Source organism: Corynebacterium sp. HFH0082, assembly GCF_000411235.1.
In the GTDB taxonomy this organism is placed as follows: Bacteria; Actinomycetota; Actinomycetes; order Mycobacteriales; family Mycobacteriaceae; genus Corynebacterium; species Corynebacterium jeikeium_D.
Genome location: NZ_KE150404.1, coordinates 1,915,589 through 1,934,073, shown reverse-complemented (window position 1 = coordinate 1,934,073; position 18,485 = coordinate 1,915,589). Strand labels below are relative to the sequence as shown.

The window sequence follows — 18,485 nt, the reverse complement described above, 5'->3', positions numbered from 1 at the left end:
TTTTTGGGTGGAACACCTACTGGTTAGATCACTGACATTGATGGTGGTCTGCGCGCGTGTAAGTGATGATCAGGCGTTTGTGGTGCTTTCCTTTTTTGTGTTGGTTGGTTGTTGGTGCGCTGTTGGGTGTCTGGGATGACACACGTGTTGTTGTTCCTGTATGACAGGTTGCTGCATGCTGCAGGTGGGCTGCTGTTTGGTGGTTTGTTCTGTGGTGTGTGGGTGTTGTGTGAGAACTGGATAGTGGACGCGAGCATCTTGTTTTTCTGTAAGTTCGATTTTGTCAAGCAGTTTTTCTGTTTGTGATTGTTCTTAGTTATTTGTTTGTGTGTTGTGTTGTAAGGGCGCATGGTGGATGCCTTGGCATAGTAGGCCGATGAAGGACGTGAGAGGCTGCGATAGGCCTCGGGGAGCTGCCAACTGAGCGTTGATCCGAGGGTGTCCGAATGGGGAAACCTGGCCGTCGTTGTGGGCGGTCGCCGTTAGATGAATTCATAGTCTAATTGGTGGTTACGCGGGGAAGTGAAACATCTCAGTACCCGTAGGAGTAGAAAACAATTGTGATTCCGTTAGTAGTGGCGAACGAACGTGGATGAGGCTAAACCGCGTGCGTGTGATACCTGGCAGGGTTTGCGTGCGTGGGGTTGTGGGGATGCATTTGTGCAGGGTCTGCTAGTCCTGCGTTGCGTGTGTGTGGGTGTAGCGGAAGTGGATTGGAATGTCCTGCCGTAGACGGTGAGAGTCCGGTACGTGAAACACTTGCATCTGCAATTGGTGTGTTGCCCGAGTAGCAGCGGGCTCGTGGAATCTGCTGTGAATCTGCCGGGACCATCCGGTAAGCCTAAATACCTGCTTATGACCGATAGCGGATTAGTACCGTGAGGGAATGGTGAAAAGTACCCCGGGAGGGGAGTGAAATAGTACCTGAAACCATGTGCTTACAATCCGTCAGAGCCTCTTTGTGGGGTGATGGCGTGCCTTTTGAAGAATGAGCCTGCGAGTCAGCGGCATGTCGCGAGGTTAACCCGTGTGGTGGGGTAGTCGTAGCGAAAGCGAATACTAACTAGTGTGTTTTTAGTGGCATGTCCTGGACCCGAAGCGGGGTGATCTACCCATGGCCAGTGTGAAGCAGAGGTAAGACTCTGTGGAGGCGCGAACCCACTTAGGTTGAAAACTGAGGGGATGAGTTGTGGGTAGGGGTGAAAGGCCAATCAAACTCCGTGATAGCTGGTTCTCCCCGAAATGCATTTAGGTGCAGCGTCGTGTGTTTCCTCCTGGAGGTAGAGCTACTGGTTGGTTTAGCGGGACTATCATCTTAGCGACATCAGCCAAACTCCGAATGCCGGTGAGGTCAGAGCACGGCAGTGAGACTGCGGGGGATAAGCTTCGTAGTCGAGAGGGAAACAGCCCAGATCGCCGGCTAAGGCCCCTAAGGGTGTGCTAAGTGGAAAAGGATGTGGGATCGCGAAGACAACCAGGAGGTTGGCTTAGAAGCAGCCATCCTTGAAAGAGTGCGTAATAGCTCACTGGTCGAGTGGTTCTGCGCCGACAATGTAGTGGGGCTCAAGTACACCGCCGAAGCCGCGGCAATCACCTTTTTGGTGGTTGGGTAGGGGAGCGTCGCGTGACTGCTGTGAAGCGCTGGGGTAACCCTAGTGTGGAGTGTGCGCGAGTGAGAATGCAGGCATGAGTAGCGAATGAGGAGTGGAAAACTCCTCCGCCGAATGACTAAGGGTTCCTGGGCCAGGTTAATCCTCCCAGGGTGAGTCGGGGCCTAAGGCGAGGCCGACAGGCGTAGTCGATGGATAACGGGTTGATATTCCCGTACCCGTGTGTCCGCGCCCATGGTGAATCAGGGATACTAACCCACCTGAACACGCGCCGTTTACTAGCCTTTTAGGTTGGTTGGTGTGTGTGATGCTGGGGACCTGAACTGGTAGTAGCCAAGTGATGGGGTGACGCAGGAAGGTAGCCGTGCCACGTGATGGATATCGTGGTGTAAGCGTGTGGCCCGTGTTCTAGGTAAATCCGGAGCACATATAGGGTGAGGCGTGATGCGTACCCGTTTTGGGGAAGTTGGTGATCCTATGCTGCCGAGAAAAGCCTCTAGCGATGTGGATATACGGCCCGTACCCGAAACCGACACAGGTAGTCAGGTAGAGAATACTAAGGCGATCGGGAGAACTGTGGTTAAGGAACTCGGCAAAATGCCCCCGTAACTTCGGGAGAAGGGGGGCCATGACTGGTGACCGACGTGGTTGAGCTGGTTGTGGCCGCAGAGAATAGAGGGAAGCGACTGTTTACTAAAAACACAGGTCCGTGCGAAGACGGTGAAGTCGATGTATACGGACTGACGCCTGCCCGGTGCTGGAAGGTTAAGAGGACCTGTTAGATCCCTTTTGCGGGGTCGAAGCGGAGAATTTAAGCCCCAGTAAACGGCGGTGGTAACTATAACCATCCTAAGGTAGCGAAATTCCTTGTCGGGTAAGTTCCGACCTGCACGAATGGCGTAACGACTTCCCTGCTGTCTCAACCACAGACCCGGCGAAATTGCAGTACGAGTAAAGATGCTCGTTACGCGCGGCAGGACGAAAAGACCCCGGGACCTTCACTATAGCTTGGTATTGGTGTTCGGTTCGGTTTGTGTAGGATAGGTGGGAGACTGTGATGCCTCAACGCCAGTTGGGGTGGAGTCGTTGTTGAAATACCACTCTGATCGTATTGGACATCTCAACCTCGGCCCGTGATCCGGGTTAGGGACAGTGCCTGGTGGGTAGTTTAACTGGGGCGGTTGCCTCCCAAAGAGTAACGGAGGCGCCCAAAGGTTCCCTCAGCCTGGTTGGCAATCAGGTGTTGAGTGTAAGTGCACAAGGGAGCTTGACTGTGAGACTGACAGGTCGAGCAGGTAGGAAACTAGGGACTAGTGATCCGGCACCGGCTTGTGGAAGCGGTGTCGCTCAACGGATAAAAGGTACCCCGGGGATAACAGGCTGATCTTCCCCAAGAGTCCATATCGACGGGATGGTTTGGCACCTCGATGTCGGCTCGTCGCATCCTGGGGCTGGAGTAGGTCCCAAGGGTTGGGCTGTTCGCCCATTAAAGCGGCACGCGAGCTGGGTTTAGAACGTCGTGAGACAGTTCGGTCTCTATCCGCCGCGCGCGTAGAAACTTGAGGAAGGCTGTCCCTAGTACGAGAGGACCGGGATGGACGTACCTCTGGTGTGCCAGTTGTCCCGCCTGGGGCATGGCTGGTTGGCTACGTACGGAAGGGATAACCGCTGAAAGCATCTAAGCGGGAAGCCTGTTCCAAGATTAGGTTTCTTTTGAGGTCCCCTATAGATGATGGGGTTGATAGGCCGGATCTGGAAGCATCGTAAGGTGTGGAGGTGACCGGTACTAATAGACCAAACATTCAACACACAAAATAGAGTGTGAAATACAAGGGTTTTGCTCGCGTCTACTGTTCAGTGTCTGGCATGACACCACCCACCCGAAGTTTTGTGGTGGGGTGTGGTTGGTGCCTGGTTTTTGTCGGTGGTGTTAGCGGTGGGGTCACGCCCGGTCCCATTCCGAACCCGGAAGCTAAGTCCACCAGCGCCGATGGTACTGCACTCGGGAGGGTGTGGGAGAGTAGGTCGCCGCCGGCATTAATAATTGTTGGTGGGTCGTGGTTGCTATTTCCCCTTTGTGGGGTGGTGGCTGCGGCCCGCTTTTGTTTTACCCACAAGTAAACGGAGTTCAATTATTGGGTAATGCGTGGCGCTATACCAAATACTTCTGGCGCAATTGGTTGATGTCGGCGTCGGAAAGCCCGATGCCCTGTCGTACGAAGTTGTCGAAAGTACCGTAGTTCTCTTCGATAGCGCCCCACGACATCTTGAGCCACTCTTTGTCTACCGCGTTCTTGCGATTGAGGTAGGTGTTGCTGGCAAGGAAGTCCTGCTCGATTACTTCGTAACTAACTCCTAGGATAGCCAAGAAGAACGCGGCACCGAGGCCGGTTCGATCTTTGCCCGCACTGCAGTGGAATACAACGGCACCGTCTTCGTATGCGAGGGCTTGGAGGAGATCTTTCCAAGCGGTTCGCGGTGCTTCTCCGGTAATCATCAACTCATAGCCGAGCAGTTGGCCGAAGTACTTCACTTCATCGTCGAAAATCTCTGCATCGTGCGCTTTGATGCTTTCTCCCGCCGCTTCGTAGAACTCCGGTGCATGGCCGTAAAGCTGTTCGCCAGTTGTTGCGACAGGACTTTTCACGAAGCCCAAGCCATTGCGAACATCGATGATGTCCGCTACTTGGTAAGTCACGCTGTCGGGCAATATGTCTGGGGCTTCGTTGCGCTCTTTAATGTTTCGCAAATCGACGACGCGTGTCACACCTGCCTGCGTCATCCGGGCAAGGTCTTCGTCACTAGGTTCTCGTAAGGCGTTTGACCTGTATCCCAGGCCGCGGCGGATGTGGCGACCGTCCTCGGTCATGATTGGGTTGGCGCTACTGCCCGCTACATCGCGGAAGTTACTGAGCGAGGAAAGTGAGCCGGACTCGATAGGGGCTGGGGATCCGGTTGGGGCCGTGGCGGTTGTAGTCTGCCCGGTGACCTGTGTCTCGGTCGCACTAATCCCTGTTGTGACTGCATTAAACAAGGAGGCGTCAGGGCTAGCCGATGCGGGCGATGGGGAAATAGTGCCGAGTGGTAGAAGAAGGGCCGCGGTTAGGGCAGCGGCTTTAGCGGGATAGTTCGCGCGGCTCAGGTTAGTTGTATTCACGGGTATTGAGGTTAGTGTGCCTCAGGTTTTCGGCAACTTATAAGAAAAGCTCTTTCGCGCATGGACATGCCCGCACAACAGACCGCGTTGAAACGCGGTAAGAACGTAGCGGGGGTACCTGACTGTATTACCCAGAAAAGGCTCTTCTACCTGCGTAAATTAGCCAACGCTAATCACCATCTGAAACATGACCTAAATGCTTCGCAATTTCATAACATATTTACTTGTTAAATAGGGAACCCTAAGCTAATGTCTCACAGGTAATGATTACCTAAGTAAGTGATTGGGTGATGGCGTCGACGTGACGTTTGCTCAACAATCCTACTGTGACCGAAGGGATGCCTTTCAGTGGTGCGTTCTAACTCCGGCCGAATTCGCAATGTCCGCAATATCGTAGCCGCATCTGTTGCGAGCCTTGGACTTGTTCTTGGTGCATGTTCTACCGATGCCGGTAATGAGGATAAGTCTGCAGCTGCAGGCAACGAGTCTACTATTACCGTTACTGATAACCACGGTGAGCAGACCGTACCTGCCAAGATTGACTCCGTTGTGGCCACGGACAACCGTTCCTTCGAAATGCTCGATCAGTGGGGTATTAAGCTGGCTGCAGCTCCGAAGCCGATTATTCCGTTCACGGTTACCGACTACAAGGACAACCCTGATATTCAGGACATCGGCAATCACCGCGAGCCAAATCTGGAAATCGTTGCTGCTGCCGACCCGGACTTGATCGTCAACGGTCAGCGTTTCCGCAAGTACTACGATGACATGAAGAAGCTCGCCCCGAACTCTGCAATCGTGGAGTTTGAGCCGCGCGAGGGCCAGCCGCTGGACGAGGAGCTCAAGCGCCACGCTAAGGGCCTGGGCACCATCTTCGGTAAGGAGAAGGAAGCCGATCAGCTCATCGCGGATTTCGATAAGGCCCTGGAGCGCGCTCGCAAGGCTTACAACCCGGACGTGAAGGTTATGGCGCTGAACTCGTCGGGAGGCACCCTCGGCTACATTGCTCCGACCGTTGGTCGCACCTTCGGCCCGCTGTTTGATCTGATTGGCATGAAGCCGGCACTGGAGGTCGACAAGGCCAGCGATGATCACCAGGGTGATGAGATTTCCGCCGAGTCCATCGCTAAGGCGAACCCGGACTTCATCATGGTTCTCGACCGCGATGCTGGCACCTCGGTGCGCGGTACCGATGAGTACCGTTCGGCGCAGTCTGTGGTCGAGGAAGCTGCTCCGCTGAAGAACGTGAAGGCCGTCAAGGAGGGCAAGATCTACTACGCCCCAGAGGACACTTACACCAACGAGTCCATCATCACCTACACGGAGATTTTGAACGAGCTTGCCGACGCCTTCGAGCAGGCCTAATAGTTCTCTGACCAGTCACAGGAGTACCTCACCAACTCTATGCAGAAGTTACTGGAACCCCGATTAGCCATTGGGATTGCCGTTGTGGCAGTCCTGGTGGCTATGTCGCTGTTTGTAGGCCAATACGACATCCTGGGCGCCGACGACGGCTGGGAGATGTTCGCCACGACGCGTATTCCGCGCACCATTGCGCTAGTGCTCTCTGGTGCCGCGATGGCGATGTGCGGCCTGGTCATGCAGCTGCTTACACACAACAAGTTCGTCGAGCCCACCACGACGGGAACCACGGAATGGGCTGGGCTTGGCCTGATCTTCGTGATGTATTTCTTCCCCTCGGCGTCGTTGCTCGGCCGGATGAGCGGCGCGATTATCTTCGCTTTCATCGGCACGGCAGTGTTCTTCCTGTTCTTGCGCCGAGTGACTTTGAAGTCGAGCCTGGTCGTGCCCATCGTGGGCATCATGCTGGGCGCGGTAGTCAGTTCGATTTCGACTTTCTTTGCGTTGCAGACAGACATGCTGCAGTCGCTGAGCGTCTGGTTCGCGGGCTCCTTCACTGATATTTATAAAGGGCAGTACGAATTCCTGTGGCTAGTCGTCATTGTGGTCGCGATCGTCTTCGTATTCAGCGATCGGCTGACGGTAGCGGGCCTTGGTGAGGATATCGCGACCAACGTTGGACTGAACTTCAAGCGAATCGTGTTCCTGGGCACGGGGCTGATTGCGATTGCAACAGGTCTAGTCACAGTAGTGGTGGGCAACCTGCCTTTCCTGGGGCTCGTCGTGCCGAATATCGTCTCCATGTTTCGTGGCGATGATTTGCGCTCCAATTTGCCATGGGTGTGCCTGGTGGGCATTGCCATCGTGACGGTCGCGGACATAATTGGCCGCGTCATTATCGCCCCCTTCGAGATTCCGGTATCGGTGATTCTCGGCATCCTGGGTGCTGCCATTTTCGTCTATCTGATCGTGGAGCGACGTCGTGCTTAATCTCAGTTCAACTCACACGGTGGCCAACCAGGTTGGGCCGCAAACGACGTCGTTTAGCACGGGCGCCGCGGCGCGCAGGTACTGGATCATCATTGCTGTGCTGGTGGGCTTGGCGACGTTGTTTACCGCGGGTCTGCTCGCATGGGACAACCCGTTGCCGTTCGGCACGGAGGGCTTTTGGCTGATCGCGCGTCGGCGCCTTGACGCCGTGATTGCCATGATTGTGGTTGCCTGCTGTCATGCAATTGCGACGGTGGCGTTCCAGTCGATTGCGAATAACCGAATTATTACGCCGTCGATTATGGGGTTTGAAGCGCTGTACGTGGCTATCAGCACGGCCGCGGTGTACTTCCTCGGCGCGACGGGTCTGATGAATGCCGGCTCGGTTGGGGCGTTTGTTCTGCAGCTCGCGCTGATGGTGGGGCTGTCGCTGGTGCTGTACGCGTGGCTGCTGACTGGGCAGGGCGCGGATATGCACAGCATGCTGCTGGTGGGCATCGTCATCGGTGGCGGGTTGGCCTCGGTATCGACGTTTATGCAGCGCATGCTGACGCCTTCGGACTTTGACCTGCTGACGGCGCGGTTGTTCGGTTCGGTCAACAACGCTGATCCGGAGTTTTTCCCGGTGGCAATTCCGCTAGTGATAGCGGCAATCGTTGTAATCGCGCTGCATTCGCGGGCGCTGAACGTGATGTCGCTAGGCCGTGAGGTTGCGACGAATCTGGGCGTGAACTACCAGGTTCGGTCGATCACCGTGCTGGTTGCAGTGTCTGTGCTGATGGCCGTATCGACGGCCATGGTCGGCCCGATGACCTTCCTGGGTTTCCTGGTTGCGACCATTGCGTACCAGGCCGCGGATACCTATGACCACCGCTTTGTGCTGCCGATGGCGGCGCTAATCGGCTACGTCACGCTGGCCGGCGCGTATTTCATTCTCAATCACGTTTTCTACGCCCAGGGCGTGGTGTCCATCATTATCGAGCTGGTTGGTGGTTCGATCTTCCTCTACGTCGTTTTGAAGAAGGGACGGCTATGATTCTCCTCGACAGTGTGCGCAAGAGCTATACCAGTGAGGTGTCGATTGGCCCCGTTGACCTGGAGATTCCGACTAACTCCATTACGGCATTAATCGGTCCTAATGGTGCGGGCAAGTCCACGCTCTTGACTATGATTGGCCGCCTCCTGGCTGTCGACTCCGGCGACATCAACGTCGGCCCGTACAACGTGGGCAAGACTAAGTCGAAGGACTTGGCCAAGGTGCTGTCGATTCTGCGGCAGGACAATCACTTCGTCACGCGTCTCACCGTGCGCCAGCTGGTCAGCTTCGGCCGCTTCCCGTACAGCCAGGGGCGTTTGACCGCCGACGATGAGCGCATCATTTCCCAGTACATCGAGTTCCTCAACCTCGAGTCGCTCCAGGGGCGCTACCTCGACGAGCTTTCCGGTGGTCAGCGTCAGCGCGCATATGTCGCAATGGTGCTCTGCCAGGAGACGGATTACGTGCTTCTCGACGAGCCGCTGAACAACCTGGACATTTCTCATTCGGTCGACATCATGTCGTACCTGCGCACTGCAGTGCGCGAGTTGGGGCGCACGATGGTGGTGGTGTTGCATGACATCAATTTCGCGGCTCGCTACGCCGATTACATCTGTGCGGTGAAAGACGGCCAGATTGTTGAGCACGGCCCAACCGCGGAGCTGATGCGTTCAGAGATTCTGAGCCCAATCTTCAACACTCAGATTGACATCGTCGAGGGCCCGCACGGGCCGGTCGCCTGTTACGGCTCTTAAGGCAATTCCTGGCCGGCCCCGCGCAGCCGATACAATCTAGCCTCATGACTATTACTGCTGCCGTTGACGGTTCCGCCCTGCATAACCCCGGACCTGCCGGGTGGTGCTGGTATATCGACGACAGCTGCTGGGCCGCCGGCGGATGGAGAGAGGGAACCAACAACCGCGGGGAGCTCACTGCTCTTGCCGAGCTGCTCCGCGCTACCGCGCACATCCCCGACGAACCTCTTTTCGTACTGTGTGATTCGCAGTACGTGATTAACTCCGTTACCAAGTGGATGCCGGGGTGGAAGCGCAAGGGATGGAAGAAGCGCGACGGCAAGCCCGTCCTCAACGTGGACATCTTGCAGGACATTGACCAGCTGCTCGTCGGCCGCAATATCCACCTCGAGTGGGTTAAGGGCCACTCCGGCCACGACATGAACGAGGCCGCTGATCAGCGCGCCCGAGCCGCCGCCACCGCGTATCAGAAGGGCACCGCCGTACCCGAGGGGCCAGGGTTCGCTGGCGCGGGTAGTCGCGCGCAGACGAATGCGGCGCCGACAAAAACCACGCCCGCCACGCCTTCTTCCGACTCCAAGGCACCCAAGACCGCAACCTTCGAGCAGGAGGGTCTCTTTGACCTCGCTGCCGACACCACCGTGACGCCCGAGGACGCAGCCAAGGAAGCTCTTACCGTTTTCCGTCGCGCCGCACGGCGCGCTGAGCAGGGCAATGCCCGTGCCCTCAAGGCATTGCTTAACGACGCCCTGGGCGCCGACCTCCCCGTGCCAGACGGGCTTTCGGATGCCGAGCATGAGCTCCGCGTCGAGGGAACCACCGCCACCGCGCAGTTCACCACCGACGACTGGGTTGGTCTGGCTGTCTGGGATTTGTCCCAAGCAGTGGGGAAGGCCACAGGTTCCGCGCGTTTGCTGGGCTGGAATGTGGGTAGGTCTTAGCAGTAGTATGAAAGTTTGGTCTTTTAGGTAGACCATCAGGCAATCCGGGGTTACTGGTAGCCTGAAAACATATAAATTCTTTTACTCATTACATATAAGGAGCTCCGACTTCATGGCTGAGCACGAAGGTCCTCGTTCCGGCGAAGGCCGAGGAAATCGCGGAAACCGCGGGTCTAACCGTTCCCATGGTCGTGGCGAGGGCGGCTTTAACGGGCGCAACCGCAACGATCGTCGTGGACAGGGCGGTGGCCCAGGTGGTCGTGGCCGTGGTGGTCACGGTGGTCATGGCGGTAACCGCGATTCCCGTGGTTCGCGGGGCTTCCGTCGTGATGATCGCGACGATCGTGACTTTAACCGCGGTGACCGCAATGACCGAGGTGGTCGTGGTGGTCGTGGTTACAACCGCAACAATCGCGATGATCGTAATGAACGTTTTAACCGCGATGACCGTGGTGGTCGCGGTGGCCGCGGTTACGACCGCAATGATCGTAACGAGCGCAACGACCGGGGCGACCGCAATGATCGTCGCGGCCCGGGCGGACGCGGTGGCCAGGGAGGCCGCAACTTCGACCGTCGTGGTGGTAAGCCACGTCGCTCCAACCGTGGTGGCCGCTTCCAGGATGAGAAGCGTACTCACCGCACCGGCCCGCAGCGCCCAGGTTTCCGCGAGGAGCGCATTGAGGCCCGCAAGAACGAGCCGAAGCTGCCTGATGACATTCGTGCAGACGAGCTCGACCCGAGCGTCCGCCAGGATCTGAAGAGCCTGGCTAAGGACAACGCCGACAAGGTTGCTCGTCACATGATTATGGCCGCAATCCTGATGGCTGAAGACCCGCAGCGTGCCCTGGAGCACGCCCGCGCAGCGAAGGACCGCGCAGGCCGCGTCGGTGTCGTTCGTGAGACAGCTGGTGTCGCCGCTTACCACGCAGGTGAGTGGAAGGAAGCCCTGGCTGAGTTGCGTGCTGCTCGTCGCATCTCCGGTGGTCCGGGCATGCTCGCAGTGATGGCGGACTGTGAGCGCGGCCTCGGCCGTCCGGAGAAGGCCATCGAGCTGGCTCGCTCCGAGGAAGCCAAGCAGCTGGACAACGAGTCCAAGACTGAGCTTGCTATCGTCGCCGCAGGTGCCCGCCGCGATATGGGCCAGATTGATGAGGCTCTGGTTGAGCTGGAGACCCAGGATCTGAACCCGGACCGTGAGGATTTCGAAGCAGCTCGTCTGTTCTACGCCTACGCTGATGCGCTGGTGGAGGCCGGCCGTAAAGACGATGCCAAGGTGTGGTTTACCCGCTGCGCCAAGATTGATGTCGACCAGATGCTCGATGCTCGCGAGCGCATCGAAGAGCTGAGCAAGTAAACAGCCCAGCTGCCCGGCTCGCACAACCAGCCACCGCTGGCGCGATCCGGGTGCGCATCTACAATTCGTCGTAAAGCGTTCCTATTTCGTAAAAGGAGAAATGCACCTCATGGCTTCTGTCGCTTCTTCCTATGATGCCGCTCTGTTGGATCTGGATGGCACGATTTACGAAGGTGGCGCGGCGATTCCGAACGCGCTGGAGGGGCTGGCTGAGGCAGCACTGCCGATGGTGTTCATTACGAACAACGCCTCGCGCGCGCCGCAGACGGTGGCGGATCAGCTCAACGGGCTGGGCTATGACGTTCACGCGGACGATGTGATGACGTCGGCGCAGGCGGCCATTGAGATGGCGGCGGAGGTCATTGAGCCGGGCTCGAACGTTTTTGTGTTGGGTGCGGAGTCGTTTAAGCAGCTGGCTCGTGAGGCGGGGTACACGCTGGTGGATTCCGCTGATGACAACCCTGCGGCGGTGTTCCAGGGGCTCAACCGTGAGATGACGTGGAAGCAGATGTCGGAGGCGGCGCTGGCGGTGTCGCGAGGTGCGCGCTTCCTGGTGTCGAATTTGGATACGACGCTGCCGTCGGAGCGCGGTTTTTTGGTCGGCAATGGTTCGGTCGCTGCGGCGATTTCGACGACCACGGGTGTTGCGCCGCTGTCGGCGGGTAAGCCGAAGCCGCCGATGTTCATTAAGGCTGCGGAGCGTATGGGCGCGAAGAGTCCGCTGGCGATTGGGGATCGTCTGGATACCGACATCGCGGGTGGAAATGCTGCGAAGATGGACACGTTTATGGTGGTCACGGGCGTTTCCACGCATATGGATGTCGTCGCAGCGCCGCCCGAGCACCGTCCGACGCTCATCGGTGCTGACATGACCGCGCTGAACCGTGAGCTGGATCAGGCACGCCCGGCTCCGCAGGCTGGTTTCACCGCGCGTTACGACGACGCGGAGGCCGGTGTCATCGTTCTTTCTGGCGGTGACACGGAGGATCCTCGGTTGGCGAACCCAGCGGAGGCCGCGGTGGCGGCTCTGCTGACGGTCGTGGATGTGGTGTGGAACTCTGAGGCTGGTCGTGCTGGCGCAGTCGAGGTCGCGCAGGTCCGCGCAGAGGGCCCGGCTGCTGAGGCGGCGCTGGCTGCCTGGCGGATGTGATAGCCGATGAGTGAGGTCGCACCGAAGCCAGGGCAGGGGCAGGAGTCTGGTCCCGTGCCGGGGCCGAAACCCGGCCCTGTACCTAGCCCGGCGGCAATGCCCGGTGCGCGCGAGGTAACTCCGGAGGCCGTCCGGGAGCAGGTTGCGGCTGCACTATCCGCACCTGCGCCGACTCCGCAGGAGAGAGTCGCACAGTTCGAGCGGGCGCATGAGATTTTGTATGAGGCCCTGGGCTCGTCACGCAGGGAAGGAAAGTGAACGCGGTGGCAAAGAAAGCTCCTAAGCGCAGGCTCGATGCTGAGCTGGTGCGGAGGAAGATTGCTCGCTCCCGTGAGGCAGCAGTGGACATGATTAAGGCTGGTCGAGTGGAGGTCGGTGGTTTTGTCGCCTCCAAGCCCGCGACTGCGGTGACAGGGGACGTGTCCATTCGCGTCAGTGGCCTGGAAGAAGACGAGAACTGGGCGTCGCGCGGCGCGCACAAGCTGCTCGGGGCACTGGCAGCTTTCGAGCCGCAGGGCCTGGACTTGAAGGGCCGAAAGGTGCTGGATGCCGGTGCCTCCACGGGAGGTTTTACCGATGTGTGTCTGCGCCGCGATGTCGACACCGTCTACGCCGTCGATGTCGGCTACGGTCAGCTGATTTGGCGCCTGCAGGATGATCCGCGGGTGGTTGTGCTCGACCGGACTAATGTCCGCACGCTGACCCCGGAGATTCTCGGTGGCACGGCCGATGTCATGGTCGGCGATCTGTCGTTTATTTCTTTGAAGCTGGTCCTGCCAGCGATTGTCTCCTGCTTGGACGAGGGCGCTGACCTGCTGCCGATGGTCAAGCCGCAGTTCGAGGTGGGTAAGGAACGTCTTGGCTCCGGTGGTGTCGTGCGCAGCGATGCGCTGCGTCAGGAAGTTGTCCAGGAAGTCGCCGAGTACGCCCGCACGCTGGGGTTGTCCTTCCGCGCGGCTGTGGCCAGCCCGCTTCCGGGTCCGAGCGGCAACGTAGAGTTCTTCCTGTGGCTGGTGAAAGACGGCGGCGCCAGCGATATTGGTGATGAGGCTATGGCTGCGGCCATCGCTAAGGCCGTTGAGGAGGGGCCGCACAATGACTAGCTCACCGACTAGCGCGAAGACTCACTCACGGGATAGCAAGCCCAAGACCAGCGCCGGCAAGCGCGAGATCCTGCTGGTCCCGCACACCGGCCGCAGCGCCAACCTGGAAATGGCCGCCGAGGCTGCCGAGCTGCTTGAGGCCGCGGGTATCGATATCCGCGTGCTGGCCGGTAAGAACCCGGAGGCGCTGGCCGCGCACCCAACGCTCGGTAAGTACCCGCGTTACTGGCATTCCCCGCAGGCGGCGTCGGGATGCGAACTCGTCCTCGTCCTCGGCGGTGACGGCACCTTCCTGCGCGCCGCAGATATCGCGCACTCGGCTGACCTGCCGGTGCTCGGCATCAACATGGGGCACGTGGGCTTCCTCGCCGAGTGGGAGCAGGAGTCCATGACGGAGGCGATTAGTCGCGTCATCAAGCGCTCCTGGCGTATCGAGGACCGCATGACCATCCGCGTCACCGTCCGTGACACCACCGGCCGCGTGATTGGCTCCGGTTGGGCGCTGAACGAAGTCAGCATCGAAAACGTCAACCGCCGTGGCGTGCTGGATGTCATCTTGGAAGTCGATGGTCGCCCGGTGAGTTCCTATGGCTGCGATGGCGTGCTGATTTCCACGCCAACCGGCTCCACCGCCTACGCCTTTTCTGCAGGTGGGCCCGTACTCTGGCCGGAGCTCGATGCCATGCTGGTCGTGCCTAACAACGCCCACGCGCTGTTCTCCCGCCCGCTGGTAATCTCTCCGCATTCGACCATCGCTATTGAGACCAACCACGACACCGCCGAGGCGATCGCGGTGCTCGACGGCTTCCGCAACATCACCATGCCGCCGGGCAGCCGCATCGAAATCGAGCGCGGCGCGCAGCCGGTGCGCTGGGTGCGTCTGGACGATCAACCGTTCGCCGATCGTCTGGTGCACAAGTTCCGCTTGCCGACGTCCGGGTGGCGCGGCCCTGCCGAGGCCCAATAGCCCCTAAACACGGCAGACAAGAGCCGTCACGAGACTCCACAACCGGGACCGTGCCCGCGGCCCCCAACTTCAAGGGAAGGACTGATTGCAGGCGCCATGTTGACTGAGATTTCCATCCGCGACCTCGGCGTTATCCCCGACGCGACGCTTGAATTCAGCCCAGGCCTGACCGTACTCACAGGCGAAACCGGTGCGGGTAAGACCATGGTGGTCACCAGCCTCAAGTTGCTCTGTGGCGCGCGTGCCGACGCCGGCCGCGTGCGCACCGGCGCAGACAAGGCCCTGGTGGAAGGTCGCGTTTCCACTGAGCACCTCTCGGAGGAAGAGTCAGCCACCATCGATGCTGTGGTTTCTGAGCTCGGCGGCGAGCGCGATGAGAATGACGAGTACCTGCTTGCTCGACAGGTCTCCGCGAAGGGACGCTCCCGGGCGTGGGTTGGTGGCCGCAGTGCCTCGGCTGCGGCATTGGCGGATGTCTCCACGCGCCTGATTGCCATTCATGGCCAGAATGATCAGTTGCGCCTGCAAAGCGCTGATGAGCAGCGTGCGGCCATTGACCGCATGGATGCCGACACCATCGCGCCGACCCTGGAAACTTATCGCCAGCAGCGCGCACACTGGCGCTCCCTGGTCAAGGAACTGGAAGAGAAGATCTCTAAGCGCCGCGAGCTGGCCATGCGTGCTGACCAACTCAGCTTCGCCATCGAGGAAATCGACGCAGTCTCACCCGAGCCGGACGAGGATCAAGACCTGGCCTCGCAGATTCGCCGCATGCAGGACTTGGATGGCCTGCGCGATGCAGCAGCCATGGCGCTTGCCGCCATCGACGGTGCGGCCGCCGTGGGCGTGACCGGCATGGATGCCGCCACCGAAGACTCCGGTGCCGCTGAACTCCTCGGCGCCGCCGCAAACGAGCTCGCCGGCGCCAACGATGAGGAACTCACCGAGTTTTCCAACCAGCTCAATGAGCTGACCAGCCAGCTCTCCGAAATTTCCGTTGGTCTCGGCGCTTTTCTCTCTGGCCTGCCGGAGGAAACCGAGTCCCTGGACAAGCTCATGCAGCGTCAGGTGGAGATCAAGAATCTCACCCGCAAGTACGCCCCGGACATCGCAGGAATCCTGGCCTGGCGGGACAAGGCGGAGCGCAAGCTCGCCACGCTGGATGTCTCCGGCGAAGCGCTGGACAAGCTCACCGCGGAGATCAAAACCGCGGAGAAGAAGCTCGGCACCACCGCACGGAAGCTCTCCAAGGCTCGCGCAAAGGCCGCGAAGCACCTGGAACAGGCCGTGACCAAGGAACTCAAGGGCCTGGCCATGCCGCACACTTCGCTGGTGGTGGAGATCGTCAAGGCCGACACCTTTGGTCCCGCCGGCGTGGACAACATTGAATTCAAGCTCCGGGCCCACGAAGGTGCCGAGCCGCGCCCGCTGGCCTCATCCGCATCCGGCGGTGAGCTTTCCCGCATCATGCTGGCATTGGAAGTTGTCCTCGCCGAAGGACAGGCCGGACACACGATGGTTTTCGATGAGGTCGATGCCGGTGTTGGTGGGCGCGCGGCTGTGGAAATTGGTAAGCGGCTGAAGCAGTTGGCGGTTAATAACCAGGTGATCGTCGTCACGCACTTGCCTCAGGTGGCGGCGTTTGCGGATACCCACTTGGTGGTCAGCAAGGATGCGCGCTCTGGTGCGGTGTCGTCGAAGGTGACGAGCCTGGGCGATGAGGAGCGGATTGACGAGCTCGCGCGGATGATGGCGGGCTTGGACGATTCGGACTCCGGACGCGCGCACGCGCAAGATCTTCTGGATCAAGCTCGGCGCGCCTTCGCGGCCAAGTAGCTGCACTTATGTTTCACTAAGTGCCATGAGTCTGTTCTCTCGGAACGAAAAAGATCTTCCTGGCATTTCGGGGACCGTGCGGGACGGTTCCCGCCTGGAGCGTGCGCTCAAGCGCATGGCCGAAGGCGACATCGTGGTGATCGATGCGCCGGATATCTCGCGTCCACTGGCACAGCAGTTGATTGATGCCAAGGTCGCCGCAGTGGTGAACACCGGCGCGTTTACCACGGGTTTTGTGCCGAATTACGGCCCGCAGATGATGCGTGACGCCGACATTGAAATGGTGCAGAACGTCGGCGACGAGGTCTTTGAGAAGCTCAAGGACGGCAAGAACGCAAGGCTTCACGACGGCAAGCTCTACCACGGTGACCGCCTGATTGGTCAGGGCGACGAGGTCGACCAGGACGAGCTCGAGCGCGCCTTCGACGAGGGCCGCACCAGCATGGTCGACCGCCTGGAGGCGCTTTCCGGCAACTTGGTGGAGTTCGCCAAGACTGAGTCCCCGCTCTACATCGATGGCCTGGGCATTCCGGACGAGACGGAGCCGCTGCGTGGCCGCAAGGTGGTTGTAGTCAGCCCTGGTGAGGGACACCGCAAGACGCTGGAAGACTTAAAGAACTTCATCCGCGAGTACGAGCCGCTGCTCATCGGCGTCGACACCGGTGCCGACACGCTCTTCGACCTGAAGTACGAGCCGGACTACATCATCGGTGATCCGGAGAACATCAACTCCGAGGCGCTGCGGTCTGCCGGTTGCGTGATCCTGCCTGCCGACCCGGACGGTCACGCGGTGGGTCTTGAGCGCATTCAGGACCTCGGCATTGGTGCCATGACCTTCCCGGCGCTGTCCGATTCCGCCACTGACCTGGCGCTGGTGTTCGCCGCGCATCACGACGCCGACATGGTCGTCTCCGTCGGCGCCCCGCAGAATATCGACAGCATCTACCACGACGAGGATCAAAGTGGCGTGCCGTCGGCGCTGCTGTCGCGTTTGAAGGTCGGGGAGAAGCTTGTCGACGGTCGCATGGTCGCCGACCTCTACCAAGTCAATAGCCGTGGTTTCGGTGTGGCCTGGGCAATCCTGGCTATTTTCGTGGCCGTTGCGGTGATCTTCGCTATCGCTGGCACCTCCGGAGATGGCTCTGTCAGCGAGAATCTGATTGATACCTGGAACTCCATTGCACTGTGGTTCCAGGGGCTGTTTAAGTAGTTATAGCGGTATTTAGAGCACTATGAGCGCCTAAAAGTTTTCGGCTGTCAGAGCTGATTGAGGCGTCGGCGAAAGGAATGAGGGACGGGCGATGGCGAAGAAACGCAGGAGCGGGAAGTTTACAGCCGGTGTGACAGGTGCTGCCCTCGGTGTTGCGGCAGGTGCTGCGTTGGGTGCTTATGTGCTGAACCCCGCTGGTGCCGGCATTGATTTCGGCACTGGTGCCGCCTCTGAGCGCGATGCCGCCGTCGCGCGTGCCGATGCGCAGCAAGCGCGTGCCGATGAAGCTAACCGCATCATCGAGCCCATCGTCGGGGAGATTGTCAAGGACTCTCTGAAGGACGTACCTGTTCTGGTTATCGTGACTCCCGATGCTACCGATGAGCAGCTGGCAGGGGTTTCCGAGACCCTGCGCGCTGCTGGTGCCCCGGATGCCGGCGTGTTGAAGTTGACCGATAAGTTCCTCTCCGCCGCTGGTGCGGACGAGCTGAAGGACACGGTTTCTACGTCGCTGCCGGCTGATGTGCAGCTGGATCCGGAGCGTCGTGAGCCGGGCCGTCAGGCTGGTCAGGCGCTGGCTCCAGTGCTAGAGCTGGATAAGGATGGGGGAGAGCGGGCTACCGCTGCTGACCGAAAGCTGCTGCTGGAGGCCCTGAAGGGCGGCGGCTTTGTTGAGTATGACGAGGGGACCCTGCGCCCGGCTGCTGGCATTGTGATTGTTGGTAATCACGGCACTGTCTCGCGTGCTGCGATTGATAAGGGCGAGGACCCGGAGTTTGGTGCTGGCCTGGTTGCGGATCTGGCGGTGGCCCTGGCTGAAGGTTTTGGCGCTGGTGAGGACGTGGCTGGTCACGTTGTGGTGGGGACTGACGGCTTCGGCCGCGAAGGTGTCAGTGCTCTGCCTGACGAGCGTTGGGGCGCCGACCCTGCTGTGAAGCGTGTGGACGCGGTGTCTGACGCTGCGGGCCAGGTTGGGGTTGTTGGGGAGCTGAGGGCATAGTTCGATTTGATTTG

At 59.5% G+C, this 18,485-nt stretch carries 14 protein-coding genes and 2 rRNA genes; 15 read left to right on the top strand and 1 reads right to left on the bottom strand.

All coding sequences use genetic code 11. From position 1 onward, the window contains the following. Positions 1-328: 328 nt before the first annotated feature. Positions 329-3,421, top strand: a 23S ribosomal RNA gene (locus tag HMPREF1206_RS08360). 109 nt (positions 3,422-3,530) lie between these two features. Continuing rightward, positions 3,531-3,647: ribosomal RNA gene (gene rrf, locus HMPREF1206_RS08355) — 5S ribosomal RNA — on the top strand. Between the two features lie 115 nt (positions 3,648-3,762). On the opposite strand, the gene HMPREF1206_RS11010 is transcribed toward rrf, so the two are convergent. Beyond that, the gene (locus HMPREF1206_RS11010; RefSeq protein ID WP_016422885.1) at positions 3,763-4,767 is read right to left on the bottom strand and encodes a tyrosine-protein phosphatase; all 1,005 of its coding nucleotides are present in this window, start codon (positions 4,765-4,767) and stop codon (positions 3,763-3,765) included. Positions 4,768-5,115: 348 nt separating this feature from the next. Here HMPREF1206_RS11010 and HMPREF1206_RS08345 point away from each other — a divergent pair, with 348 nt between their 5' ends. From HMPREF1206_RS08345 to HMPREF1206_RS08285, 13 genes are all read left to right on the top strand, one after another. Next, the gene (locus HMPREF1206_RS08345; protein ID WP_016422884.1) at positions 5,116-6,132 is read left to right on the top strand and encodes a siderophore ABC transporter substrate-binding protein; all 1,017 of its coding nucleotides are present in this window, start codon (positions 5,116-5,118) and stop codon (positions 6,130-6,132) included. A 39-nt stretch (positions 6,133-6,171) separates the two neighbouring features. Beyond that, a complete protein-coding gene (locus HMPREF1206_RS08340; RefSeq protein WP_016422883.1) occupies positions 6,172-7,119 on the top strand; it encodes an ABC transporter permease in 948 nt (315 codons plus the stop codon). Continuing rightward, a complete protein-coding gene (locus HMPREF1206_RS08335) occupies positions 7,112-8,155 on the top strand; it encodes an iron chelate uptake ABC transporter family permease subunit (RefSeq protein ID WP_016422882.1) in 1,044 nt (347 codons plus the stop codon). Before HMPREF1206_RS08340 ends, HMPREF1206_RS08335 begins: the two co-directional genes overlap by 8 nt. Then, positions 8,152-8,910 (top strand): ABC transporter ATP-binding protein, encoded by a 759-nt coding sequence (locus tag HMPREF1206_RS08330; RefSeq protein WP_016422881.1) that lies wholly within the window; start codon positions 8,152-8,154, stop codon positions 8,908-8,910. The genes HMPREF1206_RS08335 and HMPREF1206_RS08330 overlap by 4 nt, the downstream gene beginning before the upstream one ends. A gap of 44 nt (positions 8,911-8,954) precedes the next feature. Next, positions 8,955-9,851, top strand: a complete 897-nt coding sequence (locus HMPREF1206_RS08325; protein WP_016422880.1) for a ribonuclease H — start codon at positions 8,955-8,957, stop codon at positions 9,849-9,851. A gap of 112 nt (positions 9,852-9,963) precedes the next feature. Continuing rightward, positions 9,964-11,205 (top strand): hypothetical protein, encoded by a 1,242-nt coding sequence (locus tag HMPREF1206_RS08320; protein WP_016422879.1) that lies wholly within the window; start codon positions 9,964-9,966, stop codon positions 11,203-11,205. 109 nt (positions 11,206-11,314) lie between these two features. Next, positions 11,315-12,355: an HAD-IIA family hydrolase gene (locus HMPREF1206_RS08315; protein ID WP_016422878.1), complete on the top strand. Its 1,041-nt coding sequence runs from the start codon at positions 11,315-11,317 to the stop codon at positions 12,353-12,355. 6 nt (positions 12,356-12,361) lie between these two features. Beyond that, positions 12,362-12,613, top strand: a complete 252-nt coding sequence (locus HMPREF1206_RS08310) for a hypothetical protein (protein ID WP_042388740.1) — start codon at positions 12,362-12,364, stop codon at positions 12,611-12,613. 5 nt (positions 12,614-12,618) lie between these two features. After that, positions 12,619-13,458 (top strand): TlyA family RNA methyltransferase, encoded by an 840-nt coding sequence (locus HMPREF1206_RS08305; protein ID WP_016422876.1) that lies wholly within the window; start codon positions 12,619-12,621, stop codon positions 13,456-13,458. Beyond that, entirely contained in the window at positions 13,451-14,425 is a 975-nt protein-coding gene (locus tag HMPREF1206_RS08300) for an NAD kinase (RefSeq protein WP_016422875.1), read from the top strand. The genes HMPREF1206_RS08305 and HMPREF1206_RS08300 overlap by 8 nt, the downstream gene beginning before the upstream one ends. Positions 14,426-14,521: 96 nt before the next feature. Next, positions 14,522-16,261 (top strand): DNA repair protein RecN, encoded by a 1,740-nt coding sequence (gene recN / locus HMPREF1206_RS08295; RefSeq protein ID WP_016422874.1) that lies wholly within the window; start codon positions 14,522-14,524, stop codon positions 16,259-16,261. A 25-nt stretch (positions 16,262-16,286) separates the two neighbouring features. Then, entirely contained in the window at positions 16,287-17,471 is a 1,185-nt protein-coding gene (steA, locus tag HMPREF1206_RS08290) for a putative cytokinetic ring protein SteA (protein ID WP_016422873.1), read from the top strand. A gap of 91 nt (positions 17,472-17,562) precedes the next feature. Next, a complete protein-coding gene (locus HMPREF1206_RS08285; RefSeq protein WP_016422872.1) occupies positions 17,563-18,471 on the top strand; it encodes a copper transporter in 909 nt (302 codons plus the stop codon). The last annotated feature ends 14 nt before the right edge of the window (positions 18,472-18,485 follow it).

Excerpts from the sequence above, each read along its gene's own strand:
- HMPREF1206_RS08340 (WP_016422883.1), top strand. The coding sequence starts at position 6,172 with ATGCAGAAGTTACTGGAACCCCGATTAGCCATTGGGATTGCCGTTGTG.
- HMPREF1206_RS08330 (WP_016422881.1), top strand. The coding sequence starts at position 8,152 with ATGATTCTCCTCGACAGTGTGCGCAAGAGCTATACCAGTGAGGTGTCG.
- HMPREF1206_RS08325 (WP_016422880.1), top strand. The coding sequence starts at position 8,955 with ATGACTATTACTGCTGCCGTTGACGGTTCCGCCCTGCATAACCCCGGA.
- HMPREF1206_RS08320 (WP_016422879.1), top strand. The coding sequence starts at position 9,964 with ATGGCTGAGCACGAAGGTCCTCGTTCCGGCGAAGGCCGAGGAAATCGC.
- HMPREF1206_RS08315 (WP_016422878.1), top strand. The coding sequence starts at position 11,315 with ATGGCTTCTGTCGCTTCTTCCTATGATGCCGCTCTGTTGGATCTGGAT.
- HMPREF1206_RS08310 (WP_042388740.1), top strand. The coding sequence starts at position 12,362 with ATGAGTGAGGTCGCACCGAAGCCAGGGCAGGGGCAGGAGTCTGGTCCC.
- HMPREF1206_RS08300 (WP_016422875.1), top strand. The coding sequence starts at position 13,451 with ATGACTAGCTCACCGACTAGCGCGAAGACTCACTCACGGGATAGCAAG.
- recN (WP_016422874.1), top strand. The coding sequence starts at position 14,522 with ATGTTGACTGAGATTTCCATCCGCGACCTCGGCGTTATCCCCGACGCG.
- steA (WP_016422873.1), top strand. The coding sequence starts at position 16,287 with ATGAGTCTGTTCTCTCGGAACGAAAAAGATCTTCCTGGCATTTCGGGG.
- HMPREF1206_RS08285 (WP_016422872.1), top strand. The coding sequence starts at position 17,563 with ATGGCGAAGAAACGCAGGAGCGGGAAGTTTACAGCCGGTGTGACAGGT.